The organism is Epilithonimonas mollis (genome assembly GCF_900142325.1).
Lineage (GTDB): Bacteria > Bacteroidota > Bacteroidia > Flavobacteriales > Weeksellaceae > Epilithonimonas > Epilithonimonas mollis.
Map to the genome: position 1 here is coordinate 353,942 of NZ_FRAM01000002.1, position 26,915 is coordinate 380,856.

The following is a 26,915-nucleotide window of genomic DNA, read 5'->3' on the forward strand; positions in this document are numbered from 1 at the left end:
TTTCATCATAAAATAAAAAACGCCTACTTTTGCAAAAATTCTTCAGAATGCCAAAAAATTTAGTCATCGTCGAGTCTCCGGCAAAAGCAAAAACTATTCAGAAATATTTGGGATCGGATTTCGATGTCAAGTCCAGCTTCGGACACATCAGGGATCTGCCTAAAAAAGGGATGGGAATCGACTTGTCGAGTTTTACACCCGATTATGAAGTTTCTGCGGACAAAAAGAAACTTGTGACGGAACTGAAAGCTGCTGTGAAAAAAGCCGATATGGTCTGGCTGGCTTCTGATGAGGACCGCGAAGGTGAGGCGATTGCATGGCATCTGGCAGATGAATTAAAATTAAAACCGGAAAACAGAAAGAGAATTGTTTTTCATGAGATTACTAAAAATGCCATTCTGAAAGCCATTGAAAATCCTAGGGATATTGACCAGAATCTGGTCAATGCTCAACAGGCGAGACGTGTTTTGGACAGGATTGTTGGTTTCGAGATGTCTCCGGTTCTTTGGAAAAAAGTAAAAACAGGATTGTCTGCAGGACGAGTACAGTCAGTTGCAGTAAGACTGGTTGTAGAAAGAGAAAAAGAGATCAGAGGTTTCGTTCCGAAGCCCAGTTTCAAATTGGAAGGTGTTTTTCTTAATCATTCAAAACAGGAGATCGCTGCCAAACTGAAGAAAGATTTCGATAAAGAAAAAGATGCGGAAAATTTCCTGGAATTGGCAAAAACTGCAGATTTCAAAGTGCTGAATGTTGAGACCAAGCCGGGAACAAGAACAGCTTCTGCCCCGTTTACGACTTCGACTTTGCAACAGGAAGCTTCCTCCAGATTGGGTTATAACGTAACGTCTACGATGCGTTTGGCACAGCGACTTTATGAAGAAGGATTTATCACTTACATGAGAACAGATTCCGTGAATCTTTCTCAGGAAGCTATCAATGGGGCAAAAGCACAAATTATTTCAGAATACGGACAAAATTATTCTAAACCAAGAAATTATACGACAAAATCGTCGTCTGCTCAGGAAGCGCACGAAGCGATCCGTCCCACAGATTTTTCTGTAAAATCCATCAGTGATGCACAATTGAATAAATTATATCAATTGATTTACAGAAGAACTCTGGCGTCTCAAATGGAGAATGCGAAAATTGAGAAAACAGTGATCGAAATCGGGAATGCAAAATTGCCAAAACATTTTGAAGCACAGGGAGAAGTGATCGTTTTCGATGGTTTCCTAAAAGCTTATGGAATTGTAAAAACCGAAGATGACGATGAAGATAACAACGAAAAATTGTTGCCAAAAGTAGCTGTTGGAGAGGCTTTGGATTATAAAACAATTACTGCAACAGAAAAATTCACAAGGCCACCCGCAAGATTTACGGAAGCCGGCTTGGTCAGGAAACTGGAAGAACTGGGAATCGGACGCCCATCGACTTATGCACCAACCATCCAGACCATTCAGAACCGTGAATATGTTGACAAAAGAGAAATAGAACCGCAAACCAGAGAGATCATAAAAATGACATTGGGGAAATCCGGCGTCAAAAAAGAAGTTCTCGAAGAGAAATTCGGCGGAGATAAAAATAAATTCGTTCCGACGGATATTGGCGAAGTGGTAAACGATTTCCTTACTGATAATTTTGCAGAGATACTCGATTATGGCTTCACCGCAAGAGTAGAAGAAAGTTTTGACGAGATTGCCAACGGCGATCAGAAGTGGAAAGAAATGATGACGGATTTCTACTCCAAATTCCATCCAAGGATCGAAGATGTAGAGGAAAATGCAGACCGGGCAACAGGAGAAAGAATCTTAGGCATTGATCCAAAATCAGGTAAGAATGTCCATGCAAGAATCGGAAGATTCGGGCCGATGATCCAGATCGGAGAACAGGATGATGAGGAGAAACCGACATTCGCATCGCTGATGGCGAATCAGAATATTTCTACCATTACCCTGGAAGAAGCTTTGGAATTGTTCAAGCTTCCTTTTGATCTTAAAGAAGTTGACGGACAGCCGGTTTCAGTCGGTGTCGGAAGATTTGGACCTTATGTGAAATGGGGCGAAACTTATATCAGCATTCCTAAAGGCGAAGATCCGCTGTCCGTAGATCAGAACCGTGCGGAAGAAATCATCAGCGAAAAGAAAAGAGCCGATGCGCCGATTGCCACTTATAAAGGCGAACCTGTAACCAAAGGAACAGGAAGATTTGGACCTTTTATCAAATATAAAAGTGTTTTCATCAATGTTCCGAAACGTTATAACTTCGATCATCTTTCCCAAAACGACATCAATGAACTGATCGATGCCAAACTGGAGAAAGAAGCCAACCGATACATCCAGCAGTGGGAAAAAGAAAAGATCTCTATCGAGAATGCTAGATGGGGACCGATTGTGAAACACGGAAAGAACATCTACAAAATCCCTAAAAAGAAAGACGATTCTAAATACGAGGCAGATGATCTGAAAGATGTTTCATTGGATGAGGTGAAGAAGTGGATCACCGATCAGGATCCGAAAGCTTTTGCCGAGAAAAAGAAACCAGCTACAAAGAAAACAACTACTGCTAAAAAGCCTGCGGCGAAAAAAGCAACTGCAAAGAAAAAGTAATTAGATTTAATAAAAATGAAAGCACAGATTATGGTCTGTGCTTTTTTTAAAATTGGATAGCGCAGATTTGTAATCCGTGCTTCTGTATCAGTCACTGATTACAAATCCGCGACATCGGGTGTAGCGGGTTTTCAGCCTTGCTTTTTACAAATACTATGTGATGTTTCTTTAGAAGAATAATTTTTTCTTTATTTTATCTAAAATGCTGTACTTTTTTAGACTATTTTTTTCATCAATAAAATTATTGAAATCGTTAATAAGATCAGGTTCGTCAACTACTTCTAATTCCCAACCAACTAATCCTAATCGTCTATTTAACCTGCAAGCTCCAATTGTGAAATTACCTTTGGCAGAATCCTTGTCTATATAAAGGCCGTTAACAATTATAATATGATCGTCATAATTGTCAAAATGAGGATGGACAATATAAAAATCTTCACTCTTGTCAGGATACTTTTTTTTGTATTTTTTTCTAATTGTATTAGATATTGTTCCTATAGTTTCTTGATTTCTTTTAATTTGATTGCATTCAGAACAAATAACACATAAATTCTGAGGTTCGAATATATATTCAGGATGAAGAGATTTGGGTGCAATGTGTTCAACATGACAATTTGTTGCATAAACTATTGAAACTACTTGTTTACAATAACTACAAATTCCTTTTTGTTGTCTTCTGTAATATTCTCTAATTTCGCAGCGCAATGTTAAATTTTCATCACAATCCCAATCAAAACTATGTAAATCAGCTGATTGTTCCTTAATGTATTTATTACTTTCTTCTGAATATGAAATTGGAACCATTATTTAAACATAACTTTAAGTTCAACTAATGTTTTATATAGATCATATACAGGATCATCACTTTTTAAATAATTAGATTGTTTTTCAATTATTCTTATATTCTCTTTATCTTCTGAATCTAATTTTTTGTATTTAGATATTTTTGCAAAAGTATTTATGGCAATTCTAGATAAATATTCATTTTTATATCCAGGCGTATCAAAAACATTTACAAGCTGAAAATCGGAAGAATGATTAATAAAATCTTTTGCAGATTGAACAGACCTACTTTCCATATTTAGTATAAAACTATTATAAAAAGGAAGCCTAGAAATAATCATTGGTGAATGTGTTGCAATGATAAAATGACAATTTTTATAATTCTCAAATGTTTGAGTAAGAATTTCAATGTATTTTTCTTGCCATTCAGGATGTAAGCATATTTCAGGTTCATCAATACAAATGAGAGAATTATCCTGTATTTTACTAGCAATGCCTAGAATACTTAAAATAATACTCTGTTCTCCTGAGCTAGCATCTTTTATTGAAAAACTATTATTCAATTTAAAAGTAAATAACTGAACATCTTTAAGTTTTATTACTCCAGCATTTATTAAAAATAATATATCTTCAATATCATCATTATTTTTAATAGATTCAAATCCATATCTAGTTATTAGCAATTCAAAGAAGCGATTAAAATAATATTTATGTGGTAAATCTCTTAGAAGTTTCTTTAATCTATTTAGCTTTCTTTCGTTGATTGAGTCATCACTATTCAAAAAATAGCTTCTATTTATACGTTTAAAGAAAAAACTTTCCCTATTATCAAATTCTTGCTCAAATATTGTATTTACTGGCAAGATTTCATCAATTGCTCCTCGGGGCATTGAAAAATTGAACTGTAAAAGTATTTTATCTCTATAACCAAGATATTCTAAGACATTGCCAATTTCAAAGGCTTGTTTATTTTGCTTTAGAATACTTTCTACAAGTGAAACAATAATTTTTGAAAGATATCCAAATCCCATAAAGGCAGAATTAATATCTCGCAATCCTAAATAAGTATAACGTCTTATTCGATTGAATTTATTTAGTTGAAATTTATCAAAAGGACTTATAGATACAGCAATTATTTCTTCAGGAAATCTATTTGAACTATGGAATTGATTATTAGTTGTTATTTTGGTTATCTCTGCCAATAAGGTACTCTTTCCAGAGCCATTTTTTCCTACTACAACCGTAAATATATTCTTTTCAGGAATAAGTTCATCTATATTTACTAAGTTTCCATCAAAATTTTTTGAATAAAAAAAAATTAATCATATGTTTGGTATAAATATTACACAACATCCAAATATACCCATTTTGCCAATATAAACTATATCCAGTTGCGCTTATCCTCAAAATATTGGAAGTTAAACGCAGTTTTCTCGCACCATCCTCTCTTTTCTCTCCCCGAAGTATGATTTCACACCATCAACCTCTGATTTATCTCGCCAACCTCTGTTTTCAGATGACAATCGTCTGAATTCAGACAAAAACGAGTCTTTTTTATTCTTCGGAGAATCTTTTTTACTCACCGCCGAGTATATTTACTCACCATTGAGTCTTTTACACACAAAAACGACTCTTTTATACCCGCTGATGAGTCCAAAAGAGTCGTTTGAATGATGCAAACCGATATTTTACTGGGTATCAGGCTTCTTTTTGGCGCCTCTCTTCGTAAATCTTGCGCTGAGGTCTTCATAGATCGGTTTGGCAGTTGCCACACCTTTGGATGCGGCTTCTTTCACGGCGCCGTAATAGAGCAGCGCTGCCAGCAGCGCCTCGTTTCCCGCAATGGTAATGGTGTCGTCCAGATCAGAGAATAACTGCTGGGACAGGTTGCGGAGCGGTGATAGGTCTGTAACTACAGCAACATCCTTTGCAAACTCCGGATTGTCCATGTAGCTGGGCGTAAATTCGGGATTAGTTTCGGTGTAATCTTCAACTTTCTGAACTGTTGCCACTGTCTTGTCACCCATCTTGAAAATGGATTTTTTCTCACCGGGCGCCAGAGCCTGAAGGTAAGGGACGAGTAGGGTTTTGACATCTTGTAATTTTTCTGTCACTTCTGCAAGAACTGCAGGCGGAATCTGTACACTGATTTGATTTTTTGTACTCATGATTTGTGAATTTAATTTATTAGTAGGATTAAAATTAATCAAAATTTATATACTATTGGTATATTTTGTTTAAATTTTTGATGTTCTTAGGTTCTGTTCTATATTTTTTTTATGATTCGCGCTTCGTTTGAATATGACCGATCTGCGATTTTTAGTGCAGGATAAGATGTGGAATGTGCAAATACGTTTTTAGGAAAACATCTACAATCACAAAAAATTAACGGACAATCTAAAGTTTTATTAATATTTTTGATGCCTGAACCAAGAAAAACACATTCTGCATGGAACAAAATCGATTTTGGATAGATGTAAAACGCTTTCCCTGGCTGCCGTTTTTTGTGACGATAGCCATCTGGATTTCGCTGGCAGGCGCTAATTTTTACTATCAGAGCCAGGGCGGTTATACCGGAACAGGCATCCTTTTCCCGATTTCCGTGATCTATCCTAACCAGTTTCTCTGGAGCGGATTTGTGTTCGCATTTTTGTTTCTGGCTTTGGGAATCCTGAGTTTCCGGTATGCACAGAAAATCAATGTTTTTTTTCTTTTTGTGGTTGCTATTGCATTGGTATTGTTGGGAAATCTGAGTCAGGGTGATTTTGATATCTCCTTCCTGCAGCCGTTTTATCTGAAGGGACGGCAGTATTATGCCGACGCTGTCAACATCACGGACGGACAGATCTGGCTGAGGGATTTCTCCAAAAATCTGGAGCATTTCCAGCTGCATACGAAAACGCATCCGCCGTTTGTGACGCTGTTACATTTTTGGATTCTGAATATTTCTAATCTCGAAACCCTGGCAATCGTGTTCTTCGCCATCGGCTGTTTGTGTTTTCCATTGTTCTACAGAATCCTTTTTTATCTGGGTTTTGAAGAAACCAGACGAAAGTGGATGCTGCTTTTGTTTGCGGTGATACCTTCGGTAAATATTTATCTTTTGGTATCTGTTGATGCCCTGGTTCTCACATCGACTTTGATATTTCTTTTGGGATTTGCAAGGATCTTTAATCAAAATAAAATTGATGCCGTTTCCTTCCTGCTCATAAGTTTAGGATTAATATTAACCAACCTCATAACCTTTTCCGGATTGTTCCTGTTTGCATTTCTCGGTTGCCTGAGCTTTTATTTCTTACTGAGAGGAAAGTGGAACTTTGTCTGGCTTAGCCTGATGTGTACGGCGGTTTTTATTCTTTCGTTTCTGATTGTTTATGTAACTACAGGCTACAGCCAGTGGGAAACATTTTTGCTGGCTTCAAGTTCTGAAAATCCTGATGGCTTCAGATTATTCCATCAGCCGTTTATTTATCTGATGACCAGGCTGGAAGATGTTGCGGAGATCCTGCTCTTTTTGTCTTTTGGATTCTTGGCGGTATTGTTTTCTAAGAAATCGGGGACGGAAGTTTTGGAAAATCCTAAAATCAATATCCTGTTTTTCTCAGCAATTTCCGCAATTTCTGCAATGCTTTTGACAGGTGCTTACGGAACCGGGGAAACTGCAAGAGCCTGCCTGTTCTTGGTGCCTTATTTTTTGATTTTGCTGAAGGATGTTTCTTCAGACCAATTCAGGATTTTGTTTTACCTCTGTCTTATTCAGACCTTTGGGATGCAGATGATCGGGAATTTTTACTGGTAAACACGATTAACTATGCTGAATAATTTGACGGGTCTGCGTTTTTACACCGCTCTCTGGGTGTTTCTTTATCATTTCTATGCATATACCGGCGGACTTGATAATTTCTTTGTGCGCAAAGGCTATCTGGGTGTGGATATTTTCTTTGTCCTGAGCGGCTTTATCCTCACTTATGCTTATCACAAAAGCTTTTTCCTGGAAACAGTTACCTGGAAAAAATACTATAACTTTTTGCTGAAACGTTTTGCGAAGATCTATCCGCTTCAGATCCTGACCTTTTTGATTGTTGGCATTCTGCTGATTGTCGGCAAGTATGGGTTTCATCAGAAAGACCTGATCATAAGACCTGATCATATCGTTTCCAATCTACTGATGATCCATGCCTGGAACATCAATGATGCGCTCAGCTGGAATACACATTCCTGGAGCCTGTCGGACGAGTGGTTTGCCTATCTCGTCTTATTTGTTTCGGCGGCTTTCCTTATCAGATACAACAGACTAATCGGAAGGATCATTCTTTTTCTGGCTGTACTTTTCTTCATTATGAGATGGTTTCGGATCGAAAATTTTGACCTGAATCTTTATACCTACAACGGTTTAGAAAGGATCATTCCGGAGTTTTTCCTGGGCGTTCTTGTAGGTTTGCTGAGGTTTGATTTTCAGATTTCAAAAAAGTGGGCAAGCTGTATTTTTGTTATGTGTATATTGACTTTATTAACCCTTACTGTAACGGATTACAAGATAGACGCATTAAGTATGCTTATTTTTGCGGGTATTATTTATTCCTTATCATTTCCCACATGGTTTGACCGGCTTTTTGATACGAAGAAGATGGTGTATCTCGGGAATATCTCGTTTGCCTTTTATATGTTTCAGCTGACTGCGTTTTATCTTTTCAAGCCATTTCAGAGCCTGTTGAAAAGTTTGGCACTCCCTGATTTTATTGGTTTTTCACTGGAGCTGTCGCTGCTTTTTGTAATGAACCTGCTTTTGGCTTCACTGGCATTCAGGTATTTTGAAGAGCCTGCCAGGTTATATCTTGTCAATAAGCTAAAGAAATGAGAGATGAACACATCAGAACATTTTAAAATAAGAATTATATTTGGACATTGTAATCCTGAAAGGATGCTTTACAGAAAAGACAATTGATGGAATTTTTGCACCCCGTTTTTACAATCGTATTTGTTTTCCTTATTCTCTACAGTTTTGTGGAGGTGAACAGGGGAGATGATTCCAGAACCCCGAAATTTATTTTCTGGAGCATAGCGGTGTATTTGATTGTCATTGTCGGTTACAGAAAGTATGTCGGCCCGGATTATCCGGTGTATGAGGCAATGTACAATGAGTATTTCCCGACAGTAGATTACAGACAGCTTATTGACAAGATGTTTTTCCAGCGATCAAGGATCGACATAGAATGGATGTATGCGATGCTGAACAAATGGGTTTATACAACAGGCCTTCCGTTTAAGGAACTCACACTCATCATCGCTGTTATCAGCATATGCGGCAAGTTGGCGGTTTATTATAAGAATTCTAAATATCCTGTCTTTTCTATTCTGCTGTTTATGATTCCCGGTTTTTTTATTGGTGACAGCGGACACATGAGACAGGCTCTTGGCATGACGGTTTGCATCCTTTCTTTCCGTTTTATAAAAGAAAGAAAGGTGTGGTGGTATCTTCTGTGTATCTATGTGGCCTATGCTTTTCACAAGTCAACTATCGTTTTCCTGCCTGCATATTGGCTTGCGATCATTCCTATGAGCTCTGGCAGGATCTTTTATTCTGTAATGGTCTGTGTGATTCTTTCTCCGTTCCAGATTTACAATGCATTCTCCTCGTTTCTGAGTACGCTCAGTCTGCAGGATCTTTCAAACGGTTACAACGGCTATATCAATTACGAATCGTCTGCATCAAGCTTTATGGACGGACTGATGCTTGTTTTCAGCTTTTTGCTGATTACCTATGACAAGGTAGCCTGTCAGAAAATCTATTATTACGAATATATGCGCAATATCCTGATAACGGGAGTCTGCCTGTACTTTATAATGAGAAGCAATCCTGTGTTTTCCACCAGACTTGTGGGCTCTTATCTGGGTTTCGTGCCGCTGGTGATTCCCAATATTGTCAATGCTATTGATAATAAAAATACAAAGCGGCTGGTTCACCTGTTTTTTGTGATTTTTATGATCTTTTATTATTTCGTATTTGCAAAATACCAGGGAAATGCAGGACGGTTCACGCCGGATAGATACCAGAATTTCCTTTGGAGCAATTAATTTTTTATGATGAGAAGAAACACAGTACTTTTAGGCATTTTTCTGATACTCGGCTTGTTGATTTTTTACAATGTGCAGGTGGTTACAAACTTTGCGGGTAAATATATCTATCCTTTGGACGATGCTTATATCCACCTGTCAATGGGGAAAAATTTTGCACAATCCGGAACTTGGGGAATCACGCGGTATGAATTTTCATCTACAACCTCCTCGCCGCTTTTTACCTTTTTATTATCAGTTTTAATAAAAATTTTCGGTAATTGGGAATATATTCCGCTGGTTGCTAACACGATCGCCGGTATTGCATTACTTGTGGTTTTTCACAAATATTTGAAAAAATTCTCGCCTGTAACCTACGCCCTTTTTCTCTCTGCAGTTGTTTTGCTGATGCCTTTGCATCTGATGATCATGACCGGGATGGAGCACGTTTTCCATACACTGGTAATGGTGATGGTTTTACTGGCGTTCCAAAAATACCTTGACGACAAAAGCCCAAGACATTTTTCGAATCTGGCTTTGTTTTCTATTATTGCTACAGGTTTCCGGTATGAAAGTCTTTTCTTCATCTTCTTCATTTGTGCGTATGTTTTTTTTATCAAAAGAGATTATGTAATCGGTGTGATATTGGGGTGTTTTGCAATTTTGCCGGTAGTTGTTTATGGCTATATTTCGGTGGATCATGGCTCATTTTTTCTTCCGAATTCTCTTATTCTGAAAGGAAATACCAACGATGGGATTGTCGGATTTTTAACCAGGGTTGCCGGGAATGCCTACCGGGGAATTTCGGTATTAGTATTACTTATCATTCTGATTACCCAAATTTTCATCCAGGCAAAGAATAAGAAATCAATGATAAATAAGATATCTGAAAATGCCATTCCCGGCGTAGTGTTTTGTGGATTTATCATTCATCTTCTTTTTGCGAATTTCGGCTGGCTGATTCGTTATGAAGCTTATCTGGTTGTACTGTTGTTATTTGCAATCGCACCATTCGCAGATGTTTTATTTCAAAATAAAATCAGAAATGGAGTTTTAAAATATATAATGGTATTCCTGTTATTGATCACTTTCTCTATGCGATTCGTTACCATGCTGAAATACCAGCCGATTGCTTCCAAAAATATCTTCGATCAGCAGATCCAGCTCGCAGATTTTCTGCACAGGTATTACCGTAATTCCAAAGTTATTGCTAATGATATTGGTGCAATTACGTATTTTAATAATATTCATCTTTTGGATACTTACGGACTGGGAAGCATCGATGTGGCAAAACTCAGGAAAAATGATCATGCAAAATTTACAGATAACAAAGCCTTGCAAAAATATGTTTATGATACTGCGAGAAACCTTAATTTTGAGATTGCAATCGTTTTTGACGAATGGGTAAAAATGCCGGATTATTTTTCCAAAGCCGGAACACTCACCATTCAGAATAACTATATGGCTGGCGGAACGACAGTTTCTTTTTATGCTGTAAAAAAAGAAAATACAGACCAACTAAAACATCAGCTGAAAGAATTTTCCAGGCATGTACCGAAAGATGTTATTATAAAAATTATAAAATAATACTAACCAAAGTAATAATAAAAGATTCTTTCATTCACTGCTTTGCAAAAATTATCATCATTGAATTAATTAAAAAACTTGCGAACTTTGCATTTAAGATCTGATATAAAAAAACCTCATATGAACTTCGAAGACTTCATCATTCCACCAAAAAAAATTAGAACTGAAAAATGGCAAATCGGTGAAAGCATTATTCATGAGATCAAGGAAGACAGTATCGTTTTGCTTTTCATGTCGGATTACAGAGGTGCGGATGGCGAAGCGGAAAGTCAGGATTTCACAGGTGTCCGAAGAGAGTTTTACAAATTATCCCAACTGGATTTTGAGATTCCGGTTGTGGATCTTGGTGATCTGGTTTCCGGAAGAACGCCGCAGGATTCACATTATATTTTGCAGGAAGTGCTCTCCTCCTGCCACTACAAAAATGCTATTCCGGTAATTATTGGCGGGAGCAATGATTTGGCATTTTCACTTTTTTCCGCACTTAACTTTCATCAGAAAGATATCAGTTATACCCAGATCAGCAATGTGGTTTCTCTGAAACAGGAAGATGAAATCCACGAATCCAGTTTCCTGAGCAAAATATTGAGCTCTAAAAATTTTTCTATTAAAAATTATCATCATCTTGGCTATCAGAAACATCTGAACGAAATGGACTCTGTGAAGCTCATAAAAGAAGTGCAGTTTGATATCATCCGCCTTGCAGAACTGATGAATTCTACCGAAAAAACAGAGCCCTATTTCCGCAAAGCAGATCTGGTAACCATCAATTGTGATGCTGTAGAAAGCTTCGGTGAAGCTTTTTCTATGAATCCCCAGGTTAACGGACTGAATAGGAGAGAGATATGTGCATATATGAAAGAGATAGGCCTGAGTGAAAAGCTGAGATCGGTCGGGATTTTCAATTATAATATTTATTCAGATTCCCAGCTGAATCATCAGCTTCTGGCACAGATGATCTGGTATCTGATAGAAGGGATCAATATCCAGCGTTCTCACCCGAAGGAGAGATCATATGAAACCTTTTATGTCCTGATCAATGATGAGCAATATGCTTTCAAGCGAGATGTTTTCAGCAATCTTTGGTATTTTGGGGATGATGAAAATATTGATCATTGCATCCCTTGTTCGCGTTCTGATTTTGACGAAGCGAAGAAAGGTTTTCTGAATGCCAGATTTACAAGAAATTAATCAATGGGTTGGGATTCAGCTATCAAAGTATCGGTCATTGTTCCGGTTTATAATGTAGAGCAATATCTGGAAAAATGTTTGCTCTCACTGGTCAGCCAGTCCTTGCAGGAAATAGAAATTCTTGTTGTAAATGACGGAAGCAAAGATGCATCTCAACAAATCGTTGAAGAATTTCAAAAAAAATATCCTGAGAAAATTTTTAGCTTAAACAAAGAAAACGGTGGTCTCAGCGATGCGAGAAATTTCGGTATTGACAGAGCAAATGGCCAATATCTGGGTTTTGTGGACAGTGATGATTATGTTTCTGAAAGCATGTTTGAAGAGATGTATTATCTTGCGGAGAAACATAGCGCGGAAATGGTAATCTGCAATCTTCAGAAAGTGGATGAAAAAGGAAATATCACTCAGCAGCTGACACAACTTCCCGGTTTCCCGGAAAAAATCATTCTTGATAATAATCTGTCTGTTTTTTCTGACATTTCTTATTTTGCATGTAATAAGCTTTTCAGAAGAGATCTATTTAATATGAAGCGTTTCAAAAAAGGAATTCATTTTGAAGACATTGAACTGATTCCCCAGCTGCTGCTGGAGTGCAGGGTTTTGTCATTCACCCCGAATTACCATTATCAGTATCTGGAACGGGCGGAATCCATAAGTAAAACTCATACCCGGAAAGGACTTGATATTTTGAAAGCTGTCGAAACCGTGAGTGAAAATTTCGGGAAAAGCAGATTTTCCGATCAGGTATCAGTCCTGAAGAATTTTCAGATGCTGGAAGGTGTTTATACATTTTTGGCTTATCTGGCTTTTGTGAAAAAAGAGGAAGATTTTTATTTTATGTCCGAAGAATTGGATCGGTTTAGAAAGGCTTATGGTCTAAAAATTAAAGATATATTGCAATATAATCGGTTTGGTAAGAATTATCTGTTATCTTTGCCGATAAGAAAAAAAATTTATTATATACTTAGTCTTTTAAAGCTGAGAAAGATCGTCAGGTTGCTGACAATGAAATCATAATTAAGCCAAACACAGATGAACAATTTCGAAACTTTTCTGGAAAGCAGCGGAATCTCCTTCTTTTATTTCAAGTTGCTGGTTGGCTTCGTTTGTTCTTTTTTAATTACTTACATATCTATTCCCACCATTATTAAAATTTCCAGAAGAAAAAACCTGATGGATGAACCTGGTGCGAGGAGTTCTCATCTCCGGAAAATTCCAAATCTCGGAGGAGTTGCGATATTTTTTTCCCTTGGCGTTTGCGCCCCTGTTTTTGCTTACGAATTATTTGACCGTTATAAGTTTTTGTTCGCATCGTTTATCATTCTTTTTTTTGTGGGAATCATGGATGACATCATGGTGTTGCGTGCCTACAAAAAATTATTGGCTCAGATTCTGGTTTCCGCATTGGTTGTTGCCGGTTCTGATGTGCGTATCCGAAGCCTGTTTGGCCTTTTTGGTGTCTATGAGATCAATTATTATGCAAGTGTTTTCTTCAGCATACTTACATTTATTATTCTTATCAATGCTTTCAACCTGATAGACGGTATAGATGGACTCGCAGGCAGCTATACCATTGCCACGAGTGCGCTGTTCGGTATCAGTTTTTTCCGTTTGGGAAGTCATAACGATCCGTTGGTGATTCTTTGTGCCATCCTAATAGCGGCATCACTTGGCTTCCTGATTTTCAACTTATCCAACAAAAGGAGTTCGAAGATTTTTATGGGCGACACAGGATCCATGATATTGGGGTTCTTGCTGGCATTCACAGGGATATCTTTCATCGAGATTTTTATCGCAAAAAGAGACGAAATATTTTATCATTTACAATCTGCTCCTGTCATTGCGGTTGCCATTCTGATCTTGCCTATTATTGACACGCTGACTGTAATTATCACCAGGATTTATCATAAAAAATCAGTATTGTCTCCGGACAAAAACCATATCCATCACAAGCTTCTGAATCTTGGAATTACACATAGGAGATCCACGGCATATATACTCGCGTATTATTTTTTAATAATAATTGCCGCCTATTATTTAAGACATATAAATGTAAATCTCCTTTTGTTGATTATACTTGCCTTAGGCTTTTTAGGAGCATATTTGCCTATATTTTTGTTAAGATTCAGGAAAGATTAAAATTGTTATATTTTTGCAAAAAAAACATTGATGTCAAAACATTACTTATTTAATATATTTTCATTGCTTATTTTATTTGGAGCCAGCACATCCTGCATCTCCAAAAAAGATATTCGTTACCTGCAACCCAGCGAGAGTCTTACGATCAATGAAGAAGGCTTGGTTCCTTATAACGTCCCGGAATACAGGGTGACAAAAGGAGATATTCTGAGCCTGAATGTTGTCACAACACCAAAAGGTGACGCTGCACAGTTTTACTCATCCCTGAACACTTCTTCCGGAGGAACTCAGAACGCAACAGGCACATCTGGCGGACAAAACAGCGGAGGAACAGGATCCGGAGGCAATGCAACTTTTTATTTCAACGGACTGAAGGTCGACTCCAAAGGAGATGTCAATATATTCGGGATCGGATACATTAAAGCCGAAGGCAGAACTGTGGAAGACATGACCAAGGAAATCCAGGAAAAGGTCAATGAGAATTTTTTACAAGGAAAATCGGAAGTCAGATTGAACCTAGACGGCATACGTTACTACATACTTGGTGATATGGAAACCGTGGGTGTCACAGGGGAAAAAACGGCTTATGTTACTCAGCTTAACATTATGCAGGCCATTGCAATGAATGGTGGACTCAACAGAACAGTTGACCGAAAAAATATTACCATCCACAGAAAATATCCTGAAGGCATAAAAACAGCAAAACTCGATCTGACAAGAGAAGATGCGATGAACTCGCCCTACTATTGGCTGCAAAATGGTGATATCATTTACCTCAATACCAATGGGAAAAGTATCAACGGCTTTGGAAAAGAGCCGGTTCAGACTCTGACAACCGGAGTTTCTCTGCTTACTACAGTAATGTCTATTTATTTAATTATCACAAGATTATAATGATTCCTGATAAAAACGGAAATAAGTCGCAGGACACAGCAAACGCCGCTGAAAAAATAGGCTCATTCAATTTGTTTGACCCTGTTCATTTTTTGCAAAGAATCATCAGGAATTGGTATTGGTTTGTAATCTTAGGATTTTTGGGTTACTGTATTTCTTATGTTTACAGCAAATATTATGCGCAGAGGATATACTCGTCCAGTCTTTCGTTAAGCATATCCAATAATACAGCAAGCTATTTTACACCAAATCAGTCTATTAATTTCATATGGGGACAAGGAGGAAACCAGGATGGCGTTTATCTGAAAAAAATATTATTGTCCAGAAGCCATAACGAATATCTGGTTAAGAAACTTAATCTCATCACCAACTATACCACAAAAGGTTTAATAAAAACAACCTATCTGGACAGGGAAGACAGCCCTTTTTTCCTGGAGGTCGAGAAAGGACATTTGCAGCAGGTTAATTATCCCATCAGCATAATTCCTAAAAGTAATAATAAATACGAGATCATTCTTCCGGAAAAAGGACAATCTACCAACCTGTATAATTATAATACGGAAAGTCTGGAAGCCATACCGGCATATCCGCGACCGAATAACAGAACTATCGGCTTGAATGAATGGTATGAAACGCCTAACCTAAAGTTTAAACTTGTTCCTAATCCTAATCCCAGCAATCTGAGACTGGATAATGTGATTGTGACGCTGGCACCTGTAAATCAGGCCGTAAACAGCATTATCGGAAGTTTGTATGTAGAGTTCGACAAAGAACTTTCTTCCATCATGATTATTACAAAAACAGGTTATAATCTGAATAACACGGTTAACTTTCTTAACAGTTCCGTACAGGAATTGATAAAGAAAAGACTCATGGATCAGAACATGGTGGATAAGAATACGGTTGAATATCTCAATGAAAACCTACTGAATATCAGGAAAAAACTGGATTCCAGCGGCAATATTCTTAATAATCTGAAGATCAATAACCGTCTTTTCGATATGGAAAATATCGATTCCAAAACATTGGCGAAACTAACCGATCTGGAAACGCAAAAAGCAGAACTTACCACCAAAATTAATTCCCTGAACGACATCCGAAGTTCTGTCAATACGAACAATATTGAAAAAATAATAAGCCTGAATGTTGCCGGAATAGAAGATGGAAATTTTAATGCTTCTGTTTCTGAGCTGAAGCAATTGTATGCAAGGCGCAGGGAAATGGCACAGATCTATACGCCGAATTCCGAACCTATGCGCGAGATCAACAAGCTGATCAATGAAGCAAAATTTACATCCCAGGACGGATTGAAAAAATATTTTCAGGGTTATTACAATAAGCTTTCTGACCTGGATGCACAGATCGGTAAAATTGATAATGAGCTGGTAACACTTCCTGAAAAACAGCGAATCTTTCTGGACGCACAGAGAGGTTACAAGATTATTGAAAATACTTATAACACCCTGTTGACCGAACAGGCAAAGTCCCAGATGCGCGTTGCTACCAACCAAAGCAATCTGAATGTTATTGACAATGCGAAAAATCTTGGTCAGGGACCAATAGCACCGGATATCAATGCTACAAAAATGCAAATTATAGGCGGGCTATTGCTTATTCCACTTATATTTTTACTCTTTGGAGAATTGCTGGACAATAAAATCAGAAATCTCAAAGAGCTGTTGACAGCCACAAGAATACCGTTATTAGGTGTAGTCGGACATAATACCTACGATAATAACCTTACAGTTCTTGAAGAACCGAAGTCTTCTATTTCAGAAGCCTTCCGGGCAGTCAGAGCCAATCTCCGTTTCCTGTTTGACGAAGAGCAGAAAAGCAAGGTGATACTCGTCACATCTTCCATCAGTGGAGAAGGAAAAACTTATGTTTCTATTAATATTGCATCTGTTCTAGGACTCAGCGGGAAAAAAGCGGTCTTATTGGGAATGGATCTCAGAAAACCCAAGATTTTTGGTGATTTTAAAATTAATAATAAGAACGGAATTTCTAATTATCTTACCGGTCAGGTAGAACTGGAGGAGATTATCAATCATACATCTATCCCGGGTCTGGATGTCATTACTTCCGGACCGATTCCGCCCAATCCTTCTGAGCTTCTTATGAGCGATAACAACATGAAGTTTATAGAAAGACTGAAGGATATCTATGAATATGTTATTATAGATTCGCCGCCGGTTGGTTTGGTTGCGGACTCTTTTGAACTGATCAAAAAAGCCGACACCACCATCTACGTTGTCCGCCATGAGTATACGGAAAAACACATGGTGAAAATGATTACAGAAAAATATTTTAATAAAGAAGTTACCAATCTGGGATTGGTATATAATGACTTTGTTGTGAAACAGGGTTATGGCTACGGCTATGGTTACGGCTATGGTTACGGCTATGGCTACGGCTATGGTTACGGTTATTTTGATGAAGATAAAAACTACAAGGAACCAGCGGTAATCAAGGTCAGAAATAAGCTTAGAAAGTTTTTCAACAGAAAATAATAACAGAAGCCTTAACAAAGGCTTTTGTTATTTTAGAGACTATTTTGACAATAAGTTCGTTTTATAACAATAAATTATATTTTTTTGTTTTTATTTAACTAAACTTTAAGAAGTTCCTTAATCTAAAAATGTTTTATATTTGCACCAAATTTTTGACTAAAAGACGTTTCAGCATATTGAAAATGAAGAGAGAATTAACTTATGCCTTTGCCGCTATATTTTGTTTTTTGAGTTTTGTAAAAGCTCAGAGGCATGAGATAGGGGTGCAGCTTGGCATGAGTAATCTCGTAGGAGATATAGGTAAAACGAATTATATTTTGCAGAGGCCTGTTGGTAACATCTCGGATTATGGCCTGCCATTCTACGGCGGCGTCATGTACAGGATGAATTTTAATCCTTATCAGACGGTGAGGCTCAACCTGGGATATAATAATATACAGTTTGATGACAGGTATGCTAATGAGAATTACAGAAGGGTAAGGAAATTATGGGGAACGAACAACATTTTTTCAGCGGATTTACTTTTTGAATATAATTTTCTGCCTGTCAACGATGAGCAGAAAAGCATGATCAGTCCTTATATTTTTGCAGGAGTGTCAGGATTGTATATGAATGGTGTGAAGCCTGAGCTCACGATCAATTCAGCTTCGGATATCAGTGTAAAATATAAATCGGATAAGATCTTTACAATGGGATTGCCTATAGGCGTTGGTCTTAAATATAAATTCAATTACAACTGGGCATTATCCGGTGAGTTTATGTTCCGTCCGACATTCTCGGATCAGGTAGATTACAGCATGTTGAAGGAAGGAGACGTGTCTGTTGCGAAAAGTGCTCTGAACAAAGAACAGACAGCTCTTGTTGTACAAAGTTTTATAGATCAGAGAAATATTGGGAATCTTAATTCAAAAGACTGGGTCAATTCTGCTTCGATTATTTTGTCTTATTCTTTCGGAAGACCACCGTGTTATTGCAAATAATGATTATGCAGGATTTAAAGAAGCTTATAAACAAGGACAAATTACCAAAACACGTTGCTGTCATCATGGATGGAAACGGAAGGTGGGCAAAATCCAGAGGAGAAGAAAGAACCTTTGGACATAAAAACGCCATTACTGCTGTTCGGAATGTTATCAATGCCTGTAATGAGATCCATATTCCTTATCTTACACTTTACACTTTCTCTTCCGAAAACTGGAGCCGCCCGAAAGAAGAAGTAGATACTCTAATGAATCTGTTGTCAGAAACATTGCTGCTGGAAGCCGAAGAGATATTTTCAAAAGGACTCAGAATGCATGTTGTGGGTGATATAACGCAGCTTCCGGAGCTGGTAAGAGACCAGTTGATGAATGTTATTGAATTAACAAAAAATAATAATAAAGGTAATCTGATCCTAGCACTCAATTATGGTTCGCAAAAAGAAATCCTAAAGGCCGTTAGAGAAATCAGCCAGGAAGTAAAGGAAGGGAGGCTGGATGTGGAAAATATAGACGAATCAGTCTTTGAAGATCATCTTTACACAAAAAATTTCCCACAGGTTGACCTGATGATCAGAACCAGCGGAGAGGTAAGGATCAGCAATTTTCTGCTTTGGCAGATTGCTTATGCGGAACTTCAGTTTTTGGATGTCCTTTGGCCGGACTTTACCAAAGATACATTTTTCCAGTGTGTTATCGATTATCAGAATAAAGAGAGAAGGTACGGAATGACAAGCGAGCAGCTTTCATAAAAATATAGAAAAGAGAACAACTTCAATAAGAATGAAATTAAGATTTATACCCATTATTTTGTTAACAGCTTCCGTGTATTTTCAGGCGCAAGTTGTTCCACAGGGTAACAATGCAGATAACACAGAACTTTTAGGAAACCAAAATCAGGAGTATGTTCTGAAAGATATCGTTGTAGACGGTGTCAAAAGATATACGCCAGCTCAGATTTTGCGTTTTACAGGTCTTGTGAAGGGAGAGAAGTTAGAGATTCCCGGGCAAAGAGTGAGCAACGCTGTCAAAAAGCTCTGGGAAACACAGTCTTTTTCGAAAGTAGAAGTATATGTACAGGACATAGAAGGGCAAAATGTAGTCCTTCAGTTCCAGTTGCAGGACCTGAAAGAACTTGGTGAGATCAAGTTTACCGGAAAGGGCATCGGAAAATCGAAGAACGAAAAACTGATTAAGGATAATAATCTGAAACCGGGAACCAAGATCAATAACAATTTGATTTCCAGCCTTCAGAATAAGATTCCTCAGGAATATATTGCAAAAGGTTTTGCAGATGCGAAGATCAATATACAGGAAAAAGCCAACGGAACGGATTCCAATCTGGTGGACTGGACTATCGAGGTATCCAAAGGAAAAAAAGTAAAAATCGATAAAATTACTTTTGCTGGGAATGAAAATGTATCGAGCAGAAAGCTTAGAAAAAATGGTTTCAAGGAAACCAAACAAAAAAGGTTCATCAAAGGAATCTTCAAACCTTCAAAATTTGTTCAGGATAAATATGATGAGGACAAAAGAAACCTGATCAGTTATTATAATTCTCTTGGATTCAGAGATGCGACAATTGTGTCTGACTCTGTTTTCAGAAATGAAAAAGGTTATAATATCAACGTAAAGCTGAATGAAGGTAAAAAATATTACATCGGCGATATTAATTTCATTGGTAATACAACATTCTCATCGGAGTTTTTACAAAAAGTATTAGGCTACAAAACGGGTGATATCTATGATGCTGTAGGATTCAACAAAAAAGTCGGAGAAGATGGCGGAAAAGAAGATGACTCCGATCTGAAGTCTATCTACATGAACAACGGATTCCTTTTCTCCAATGTAACTCCGATTGAAAAATCGATTAAAGGGGATTCCATCAACCTGGAGATCAGGATCAATGAAGGCGAAAAGGCAACCTGGAACCGTGTAACATGGTCGGGCAATACAACCACGCATGACCATGTGATTCTAAGGTCTTTAAGAACAAAACCGGGTAGTTTATTTGCAAAATCCGATATCAAAAGAACTTATTTCGAACTGGCAGGGATGCAGTTTTTCGACCCACAGCAAATCGGGACTGATGTAAAACCAAATCCTCAGGATAATACTGTGAACATGCATTGGACACTGGTAGAGAAAGGGTCTTCTCAGGTACAGCTTCAGGCTGGTTATGGTGGCGGATCTTTCATCGGGACTCTGGGTCTTACATTTAATAACTTTTCACTGAGAAATTTTTTTAAATTCAAAGATTTCAAGCCAGTTCCGCAGGGTGATGGGCAAACTTTATCACTTCAGGCGCAGGCAGGGCAATATTTCACCAATTATGGAGTTTCATTTACAGAGCCATGGGTTTTTGGAACAAGACCAACCGCTTTGTCTGTTGGATTGAACTATTCCAGAGTGAATTATTCGTATTCGACAGGAGATCAGACCATGAATATTTTCTCTGCGACAGCAGGTCTCAGCAGATTATTAAAGTGGCCGGATGATTACTTCTCGCTTTACACGGGAATCCAGTATCAGAGTTATAATTTCAGTAATTACCCATTTTATTTCGGAGATGCGTTGGAATATAACGGAAGCACAAAATCATTCAGTTTCAATATTGGATTGAGCAGAAACTCCGCTGGTTTGGATCCTGTTTTCCCGACATACGGTTCTAATATAGAAGCATCACTGAAATTCACGCCGCCATATTCTTGGTTCAGCAACAAAGATTATTCAACAATGAATACGCTGGACAAGTACAAATGGATGGAGTTTTATAAAGTGAAATTGAAAGCAGATTTTTATAACGAAGTTATTGGGAAGCTGGTACTGAGAACAACCGGAGAAATGGGCTTTCTTAATGGATACAGCAAGGAATTGGGGCCACCGCCATTTGAAAGATATTATGTTGGAGGTGTAGGTTTGTTCAATGGAAGATTTGATGGTAGAGAATTGGTGCCGTTAAGAGGATATGAGAATGCATCTTCTACAGGATTCAGCTCATCTTCGCCTTATGACATTACACCTTATGGAGGAGCAACGATCTATAACAGATTTGCTGCTGAATTAAGATACCCGATTTCCATGAATCAGACAGCGAAGATATTTGCACTGACATTTGTAGAAGCGGGTAATGCGTGGAACAGTTTCGGGACGTATAATCCGTTCAAACTTAAGAGAGCGGCAGGACTTGGTATCAGAGTATCTATGTCTGCCTTTGGGTTGATAGGATTTGACTTTGCTTATGGATTTGATAAAACATTAGGAAGCTCAGAACCATCAGGATGGCAACAGCATTTCTTGATGAATCAGCCATTATAAATAAAATACTATTTTTATAGGATGAAAAAATTAGCATTAATTGTAACAATTCTTTTTACCGCAACACATATCTGTGCACAGAAAATAGGTGTGGTAGATACTAATTATGTGTTAAGCAAACTGCCACAGTACAAGGAAGCGGAAAACAGGCTGAACACGCAGATCTCACAATGGCAATCTGATCTGCAGACTCTGCAGGCTGAATATGAAAGAAAAAGAGAAGCTTTCGAGAATGAAAAGGTTCTTCTTGTGGGAGAGCAGCTGAAGCTGAGAGAAAAAGAAGTGACAGATATGGAAGCCAATATCCGCAATACAATTGGTGGAAGATTTGGGACAAATGGAGAGATTAATCAGCTTAGATCCAATCTTACCAAACCCTATCAGGATCAGATCTGGAATGCCATTAAAACGGTGTCGACAAAGAATAGCTTGGGCATAGTTCTTGATAAAAGCAACAACATAAGTGTAATTTTTCTGGATAAAAAGTATGATTATACTGATGCGGTTCTCAATCTGCTGGTTAAGACTTTGCCAAAAGAAGAGGAATCTAAAAATAATAACACACGTCCAGGTGTTATCAATAAAGGAAAAAATAGTTCCTCTCCAAAATCAAAAATAAATAACATGCAGAAAAAATCTGCAGCTGCGGAGTCGGCAGCGGAACTTAAAATTAGTAATTAAATATATAAACATAACTTTTTAAAATGAACAAATTAAATGTATTATTAGTAGCTGTTGTAATGGTTTTTGCTACAGGATTTGCAAATGCACAGAAAATCGCTTCTGTAGATATAAACTCAATTTTCACTTCTATGCCAGAGATGAAAGCTTTGGATCAGCAATTACAGAATTTGCAGACAGCTAAGCAAGGTGAACTTGAAAAACAAGGAAAATCCCTTCAGGATCTGATGAAAAAATATCAGGATGAAGCGCCTAAACAAACCCAGGCTATCAACGAGCAAAGAAGTCAGGAAGTTCAGAAGCTACAGGATAACCTTCAGCAGATGTATTCTGCAGCACAGAAAGATATCGCTGACAAAAGAGATGCAGGTCTTGCTCCGATCGAGAAAAAGATCAACGATGCTATCTCTAAGGTTTCTAAAGCAGCAGGTTACGAATTCGTATTTGATGCTTCCAGCCCGGCTTTGGTTTATAAAGCAGGAACAGATGCTACGCCGGCAGTTAAGAAAGAATTAGGATTATAAGAATACTCTTAATAAATCATAAAACCGCTCTTTTTCGGAGCGGTTTTTCTATTTTTGCAGTATGGAAAAAGAATTTTCATCAACCGTCAAGATCCGTTTCGCAGATTGTGACCCGATCGGGCATCTTAATAATGTAAAATATCTCGAGTATATGCTTAATGCAAGGGAAGATCATGTAGAGCAGAACTACGGATTTACGTACGAGCAATATACGAGGGAAACAGGATGTACATGGGTGACGGTTCAGAATGAAATAGCTTATCTGAAAGAAGTAAGATATAACTCTACTGTTGAGATCACCAGTAAAACCGTTTTTGTTGATGATCTTACCGCTGTGGTAGAGTTGCTGATGAAAGATGAAAAAGGTGTTGTGCATGCAGTATTCTGGCTCACGGTTATTTATTTTAATATGAAAACCAGAAGAGCAGAGAAAATGCCGGAGCAGACTTTGCAAAAGTTTGCCCACTTTTTGGTAGAGATAGAACAAACAACCTTCAAAGAGAGAGTCGCTTTTTTCAGAGGTCAGAATAAAATTAAATAGTTATGAAAAGAATTCTTGTAATAGGAGGAAACGGACAGCTGGGACACTGCCTGCAAAAATTAGCTCCGAAGTACCACGATCTTTATGATTTTAATTTCACAGGATCATCAGTATTGGACATTACGGACTATAAGCAAGTTGATCTTGTATTTGCTGAGTATCAGCCGGATTTTGTGATTAATGCTTCGGCATATACAGCAGTAGATCTTGCAGAGACTGAGGTTGAAAATGCTTTTGCCGTCAATGCAGAAGGCGTTGGGAATCTGGCAAGTGTCTGTAAAGATAATAATGCGATTCTGATCCACGTATCTACGGATTATGTGTTCGATGGTGAAACTAATCTGAACTATGCAGAAGACGATTTTACAAATCCAATAGGTGTTTATGGTACTTCAAAAAGAAAAGGCGAAGAACTGGCATTAGATAACAATCCGGAAACTGTGATTCTGAGAACGTCATGGCTCTATTCTGAGTTCAATAAAAACTTCGTGAAAACTATGCTTCATTTATTTGAGGTAAAGGACCAGTTAGGGATTGTCGGAGATCAGTTTGGTCAGCCTACCAATGCAAATGATCTGGCAGAAGCGATTATGGACATCATTGATTCCGGAAAGAAAGTATTTGGGATCTATCATTTTTCCAATTATCCGGAAACAACTTGGTTTGATTTTGCCAATAAAATAAAGGAATTTTCAGGTTCTGAAATCAAATTAAAATCAATTACAACGGAAGAATTCCCGACACCAGCAAAACGACCGAAACGTAGCACGATGTCACTGGACAAAATAGAAAACGATTACAATATTGAACCGAAACATTGGGAAAAAAGTCTGAGAGACTGCATAGAAATTTTAAAATTAACGAATGCGTAAATTATTTTTTTTAATCACATTGTTGTGTTTTCAGCTTTTTTATCTTCAAAGTATTACGCTTAATAAAGTGGATAAAATAAATGAAAACAAAGACAAGTTTTTTTATAATATCTCAGAAACTTCAAAATCTGAATTTTTAGGAGAAATCCTGGTCAATGGCTTTTCCAATGATGATGTAAAGATGTTTGGCGAAATCTATAAAAAAGCAAAACAAGTCGGAGCGAATACATTCTCTCTGAAACCTATCGAAAATGTTGATGGAAGCTATCAGAATTTTGATCCAGGTTATTATATACTGAATCTTTATTACACCTCGGAAAATGATATTCCATCAGAAGAAAATGTGGCCTATCTGGTTTCGTCCTCGGATAAAAGCCAAAAAATAGATATCAATAACAAGACGGTAGAACTGAAGCCCAGAAGTTTTCTGAAACTGAAACTGTCAGACAATGAAGTTATGACAGTCTCTACAAGAAAATTATTGGGATCTGCGGTAAAATTGGCAGGGAAAGAAAATCAGCCGTCATTATACTTCTCTATGAGTAATTTCAGAATTCGAAGTAATGACAGTATCTACGGAGGGATCAATCTGAAATCGGGAGATATCACAGGCTTGGAAAAGTCGTTTGGTATGTTTTTGACTACTATTTATTCTGAACAGAAAAAGGATTAGTGTTGATAAATTATCAGATAGAACCTTTTCTATTCAGAATAAAAATAATTAACTTTATATAAAAGATTTAAGATCCGGCTAATTGTAATGGAATTTACAGACCTCACACAGGATAATCCTTCTGAGCGGAGCTAAATCTCAAATCTAAATTACAAATATTGGAAGAATTTTTTGAAAACGAACTTGCAAGGAAGTTCGAAGAAATGATAGAAAATAATGATGAACTTTACTTTGATACAGAAGAATATGTGGATATCATTATTTATTACCTAGAGTTGGGAGATTTCAGCTATGCAGAACTTGCTGTAAATCATGCGCTCAAAATCCATCCTAATTCCTTGGAAATCAAAACAAAACAGTTGGAGGTTTTTCTGGAGTTGGAACGTTATACAAAAGCAAAAGATCTGATTGATGAGCTGCACCAGTCTTCTCTTGAGGATACAGACTTTTTGGTTTGCTGTGCAAAATACTATTCAAATCTCGGAAATCCTAAAAAGTCAATAGAATATTGTCAGAAAGCTCTGGAACTGGAAGAGGAAGAAAACTTCCTGCATAATTTTATCGCCGATGAATTTATTAATCTCGATGATCCTTTCAATGCGCTGAAACATTATAGTTCTGCTCTGGAACATGATCCTTATGATGAGTATTCGCTGGAAAACGTCATGTTGTGTTATAATAAGCTGAACCGTCCGCAGGAAGCTCTGGATTTCCTTAATCAGTATCTGGACAGGTTTCCTTTTTCGGAAACAGCCTGGTATGAGTATGGGCAGTACTTTTTCAATAAGAAAAATTATGAAGAGGCCATCAGAGGTTTTGATTATCTCATAGCAATCAACTCAACAGCGGTTGGTGTTTATGCCTTCAAAGCTTCGTCTTATGAAGCCATGAACAAATGGGATGAAGCCATTGAAGTTTATGAAGAGATGCTCGAGCTGGAGTATACAAAAGCATTCACTTTTTATAAGATAGGATTGTGTTATAAAGAAGCCGGAAAATTGGTTCAGGCTCTCACTTCGTTTCAGAAATCCTTGAGAGAAGATCCGCAATTTTATCTGGCAATGATGGAGCAATCTCATATCTATGAAGAAATGGGAAATCCAAAAGAAGCTCTTCATTTTGCTAAAGAAGCTGTAGGTCTGAATGAATCTAATCTGGAATATCAGAAAAGACTGGCTTTTCTGTACATCAGCTGTGGAGAATATGAGGAAAGCTTTGCCCCGCTTAAGAAGCTTATAGATATGGAACCCAGCAGATTCTATAACTGGTATGCCTTTTCAGAAATATTAATGCTGATAGGAGAATATGAAGAAGCGATCGAGGTACTGGAAAAAGCTTTAAAAGCCCATCCTCGTGCCGAATTATATTATCAGCTTAGTAACTGTTACTTTAATCTTCATAATGAGACAGAAGGCATAATACAGCTGGAAAAAGCTTTAAAACTTGATCCGTCTTTAAGTAAAGATATGCAGTTGAAATATCCTTATATCAAAGAACAGGTTAAAAGAATCAAAACCAAAAAGAAATAAAAAAAACGCTTCAATTTTTGAAGCGTTTTTTTTTTT

The 26,915-nt window shown here is 37.5% G+C and carries 22 protein-coding genes; 19 read left to right on the top strand and 3 right to left on the bottom strand.

The window, feature by feature from the left end; translation table 11 throughout:
• Nucleotides 1-47 precede the first annotated feature (47 nt).
• The gene (topA, locus tag BUA97_RS09070; RefSeq protein ID WP_072997533.1) at nt 48-2,606 is read left to right on the top strand and encodes a type I DNA topoisomerase; all 2,559 of its coding nucleotides are present in this window, start codon (nt 48-50) and stop codon (nt 2,604-2,606) included.
• Nucleotides 2,607-2,774: 168 nt separating this feature from the next.
• Here topA and BUA97_RS09075 read toward each other — a convergent pair whose 3' ends face one another.
• The 3 genes from BUA97_RS09075 to BUA97_RS09085 all read right to left on the bottom strand — a co-directional run bounded on the left by BUA97_RS09075 (nt 2,775) and on the right by BUA97_RS09085 (nt 5,557).
• Nucleotides 2,775-3,410, bottom strand: a complete 636-nt coding sequence (locus BUA97_RS09075; RefSeq protein WP_072997534.1) for an HNH endonuclease — start codon at nt 3,408-3,410, stop codon at nt 2,775-2,777.
• Nucleotides 3,410-4,591 (bottom strand): AAA family ATPase, encoded by a 1,182-nt coding sequence (locus BUA97_RS09080; protein ID WP_072997535.1) that lies wholly within the window; start codon nt 4,589-4,591, stop codon nt 3,410-3,412. The genes BUA97_RS09075 and BUA97_RS09080 overlap by 1 nt, the downstream gene beginning before the upstream one ends.
• 486 nt (nt 4,592-5,077) lie before the next feature.
• Nucleotides 5,078-5,557 carry a hypothetical protein gene (locus BUA97_RS09085; protein WP_072997536.1) on the bottom strand — a complete coding sequence of 160 codons (480 nt, stop codon included), beginning with the start codon at nt 5,555-5,557 and terminating at the stop codon, nt 5,078-5,080.
• A 281-nt stretch (nt 5,558-5,838) separates the two neighbouring features.
• Here BUA97_RS09085 and BUA97_RS09090 point away from each other — a divergent pair, with 281 nt between their 5' ends.
• The 18 genes from BUA97_RS09090 to BUA97_RS09175 all read left to right on the top strand — a co-directional run bounded on the left by BUA97_RS09090 (nt 5,839) and on the right by BUA97_RS09175 (nt 26,879).
• Nucleotides 5,839-7,188, top strand: a complete 1,350-nt coding sequence (locus tag BUA97_RS09090) for a hypothetical protein (RefSeq protein WP_072997537.1) — start codon at nt 5,839-5,841, stop codon at nt 7,186-7,188.
• 12 nt (nt 7,189-7,200) lie between these two features.
• The gene (locus BUA97_RS09095) at nt 7,201-8,247 is read left to right on the top strand and encodes an acyltransferase family protein (protein WP_072997538.1); all 1,047 of its coding nucleotides are present in this window, start codon (nt 7,201-7,203) and stop codon (nt 8,245-8,247) included.
• Between the two features lie 86 nt (nt 8,248-8,333).
• On the top strand, nt 8,334-9,464 hold the full coding sequence (locus tag BUA97_RS09100; RefSeq protein WP_072997539.1) for an EpsG family protein: 1,131 nt from the start codon (nt 8,334-8,336) through the stop codon (nt 9,462-9,464).
• Between the two features lie 6 nt (nt 9,465-9,470).
• Nucleotides 9,471-11,030 carry a hypothetical protein gene (locus tag BUA97_RS09105; RefSeq protein WP_139258287.1) on the top strand — a complete coding sequence of 520 codons (1,560 nt, stop codon included), beginning with the start codon at nt 9,471-9,473 and terminating at the stop codon, nt 11,028-11,030.
• Nucleotides 11,031-11,150: 120 nt separating this feature from the next.
• Complete coding sequence (locus BUA97_RS09110; protein ID WP_072997541.1) at nt 11,151-12,221, top strand: formimidoylglutamase; 1,071 nt, start codon at nt 11,151-11,153, stop codon at nt 12,219-12,221.
• Between the two features lie 3 nt (nt 12,222-12,224).
• Nucleotides 12,225-13,238 carry a glycosyltransferase family 2 protein gene (locus BUA97_RS09115; protein WP_072997542.1) on the top strand — a complete coding sequence of 338 codons (1,014 nt, stop codon included), beginning with the start codon at nt 12,225-12,227 and terminating at the stop codon, nt 13,236-13,238.
• A gap of 15 nt (nt 13,239-13,253) precedes the next feature.
• A complete protein-coding gene (locus BUA97_RS09120) occupies nt 13,254-14,360 on the top strand; it encodes a glycosyltransferase family 4 protein (protein ID WP_072997543.1) in 1,107 nt (368 codons plus the stop codon).
• Between the two features lie 30 nt (nt 14,361-14,390).
• The gene (locus BUA97_RS09125) at nt 14,391-15,254 is read left to right on the top strand and encodes a polysaccharide biosynthesis/export family protein (protein WP_072997544.1); all 864 of its coding nucleotides are present in this window, start codon (nt 14,391-14,393) and stop codon (nt 15,252-15,254) included.
• Nucleotides 15,254-17,764, top strand: a complete 2,511-nt coding sequence (locus tag BUA97_RS09130) for a tyrosine-protein kinase family protein (RefSeq protein ID WP_072997545.1) — start codon at nt 15,254-15,256, stop codon at nt 17,762-17,764. Before BUA97_RS09125 ends, BUA97_RS09130 begins: the two co-directional genes overlap by 1 nt.
• Before the next feature lie 182 nt (nt 17,765-17,946).
• Nucleotides 17,947-18,744 carry a type IX secretion system protein PorG gene (gene porG, locus BUA97_RS09135; protein WP_084081299.1) on the top strand — a complete coding sequence of 266 codons (798 nt, stop codon included), beginning with the start codon at nt 17,947-17,949 and terminating at the stop codon, nt 18,742-18,744.
• Nucleotides 18,745-18,749: 5 nt separating this feature from the next.
• On the top strand, nt 18,750-19,493 hold the full coding sequence (locus BUA97_RS09140; RefSeq protein ID WP_072998552.1) for an isoprenyl transferase: 744 nt from the start codon (nt 18,750-18,752) through the stop codon (nt 19,491-19,493).
• A 31-nt stretch (nt 19,494-19,524) separates the two neighbouring features.
• Nucleotides 19,525-22,059 (top strand): BamA/OMP85 family outer membrane protein, encoded by a 2,535-nt coding sequence (locus BUA97_RS09145; protein WP_072997546.1) that lies wholly within the window; start codon nt 19,525-19,527, stop codon nt 22,057-22,059.
• Between the two features lie 21 nt (nt 22,060-22,080).
• A complete protein-coding gene (locus BUA97_RS09150) occupies nt 22,081-22,740 on the top strand; it encodes an OmpH family outer membrane protein (protein ID WP_072997547.1) in 660 nt (219 codons plus the stop codon).
• Between the two features lie 23 nt (nt 22,741-22,763).
• Nucleotides 22,764-23,264, top strand: coding sequence for an OmpH family outer membrane protein (locus BUA97_RS09155; RefSeq protein ID WP_072997548.1), 501 nt, complete (start codon nt 22,764-22,766; stop codon nt 23,262-23,264).
• 61 nt (nt 23,265-23,325) lie between these two features.
• Nucleotides 23,326-23,805: an acyl-CoA thioesterase gene (locus BUA97_RS09160; RefSeq protein WP_072997549.1), complete on the top strand. Its 480-nt coding sequence runs from the start codon at nt 23,326-23,328 to the stop codon at nt 23,803-23,805.
• A 2-nt stretch (nt 23,806-23,807) separates the two neighbouring features.
• Complete coding sequence (gene rfbD / locus BUA97_RS09165) at nt 23,808-24,677, top strand: dTDP-4-dehydrorhamnose reductase (protein ID WP_072997550.1); 870 nt, start codon at nt 23,808-23,810, stop codon at nt 24,675-24,677.
• Nucleotides 24,670-25,350, top strand: a complete 681-nt coding sequence (locus BUA97_RS09170) for a hypothetical protein (RefSeq protein ID WP_072997551.1) — start codon at nt 24,670-24,672, stop codon at nt 25,348-25,350. The genes rfbD and BUA97_RS09170 overlap by 8 nt, the downstream gene beginning before the upstream one ends.
• Before the next feature lie 158 nt (nt 25,351-25,508).
• Nucleotides 25,509-26,879: a tetratricopeptide repeat protein gene (locus tag BUA97_RS09175; RefSeq protein ID WP_072997552.1), complete on the top strand. Its 1,371-nt coding sequence runs from the start codon at nt 25,509-25,511 to the stop codon at nt 26,877-26,879.
• Nucleotides 26,880-26,915 lie beyond the last annotated feature (36 nt).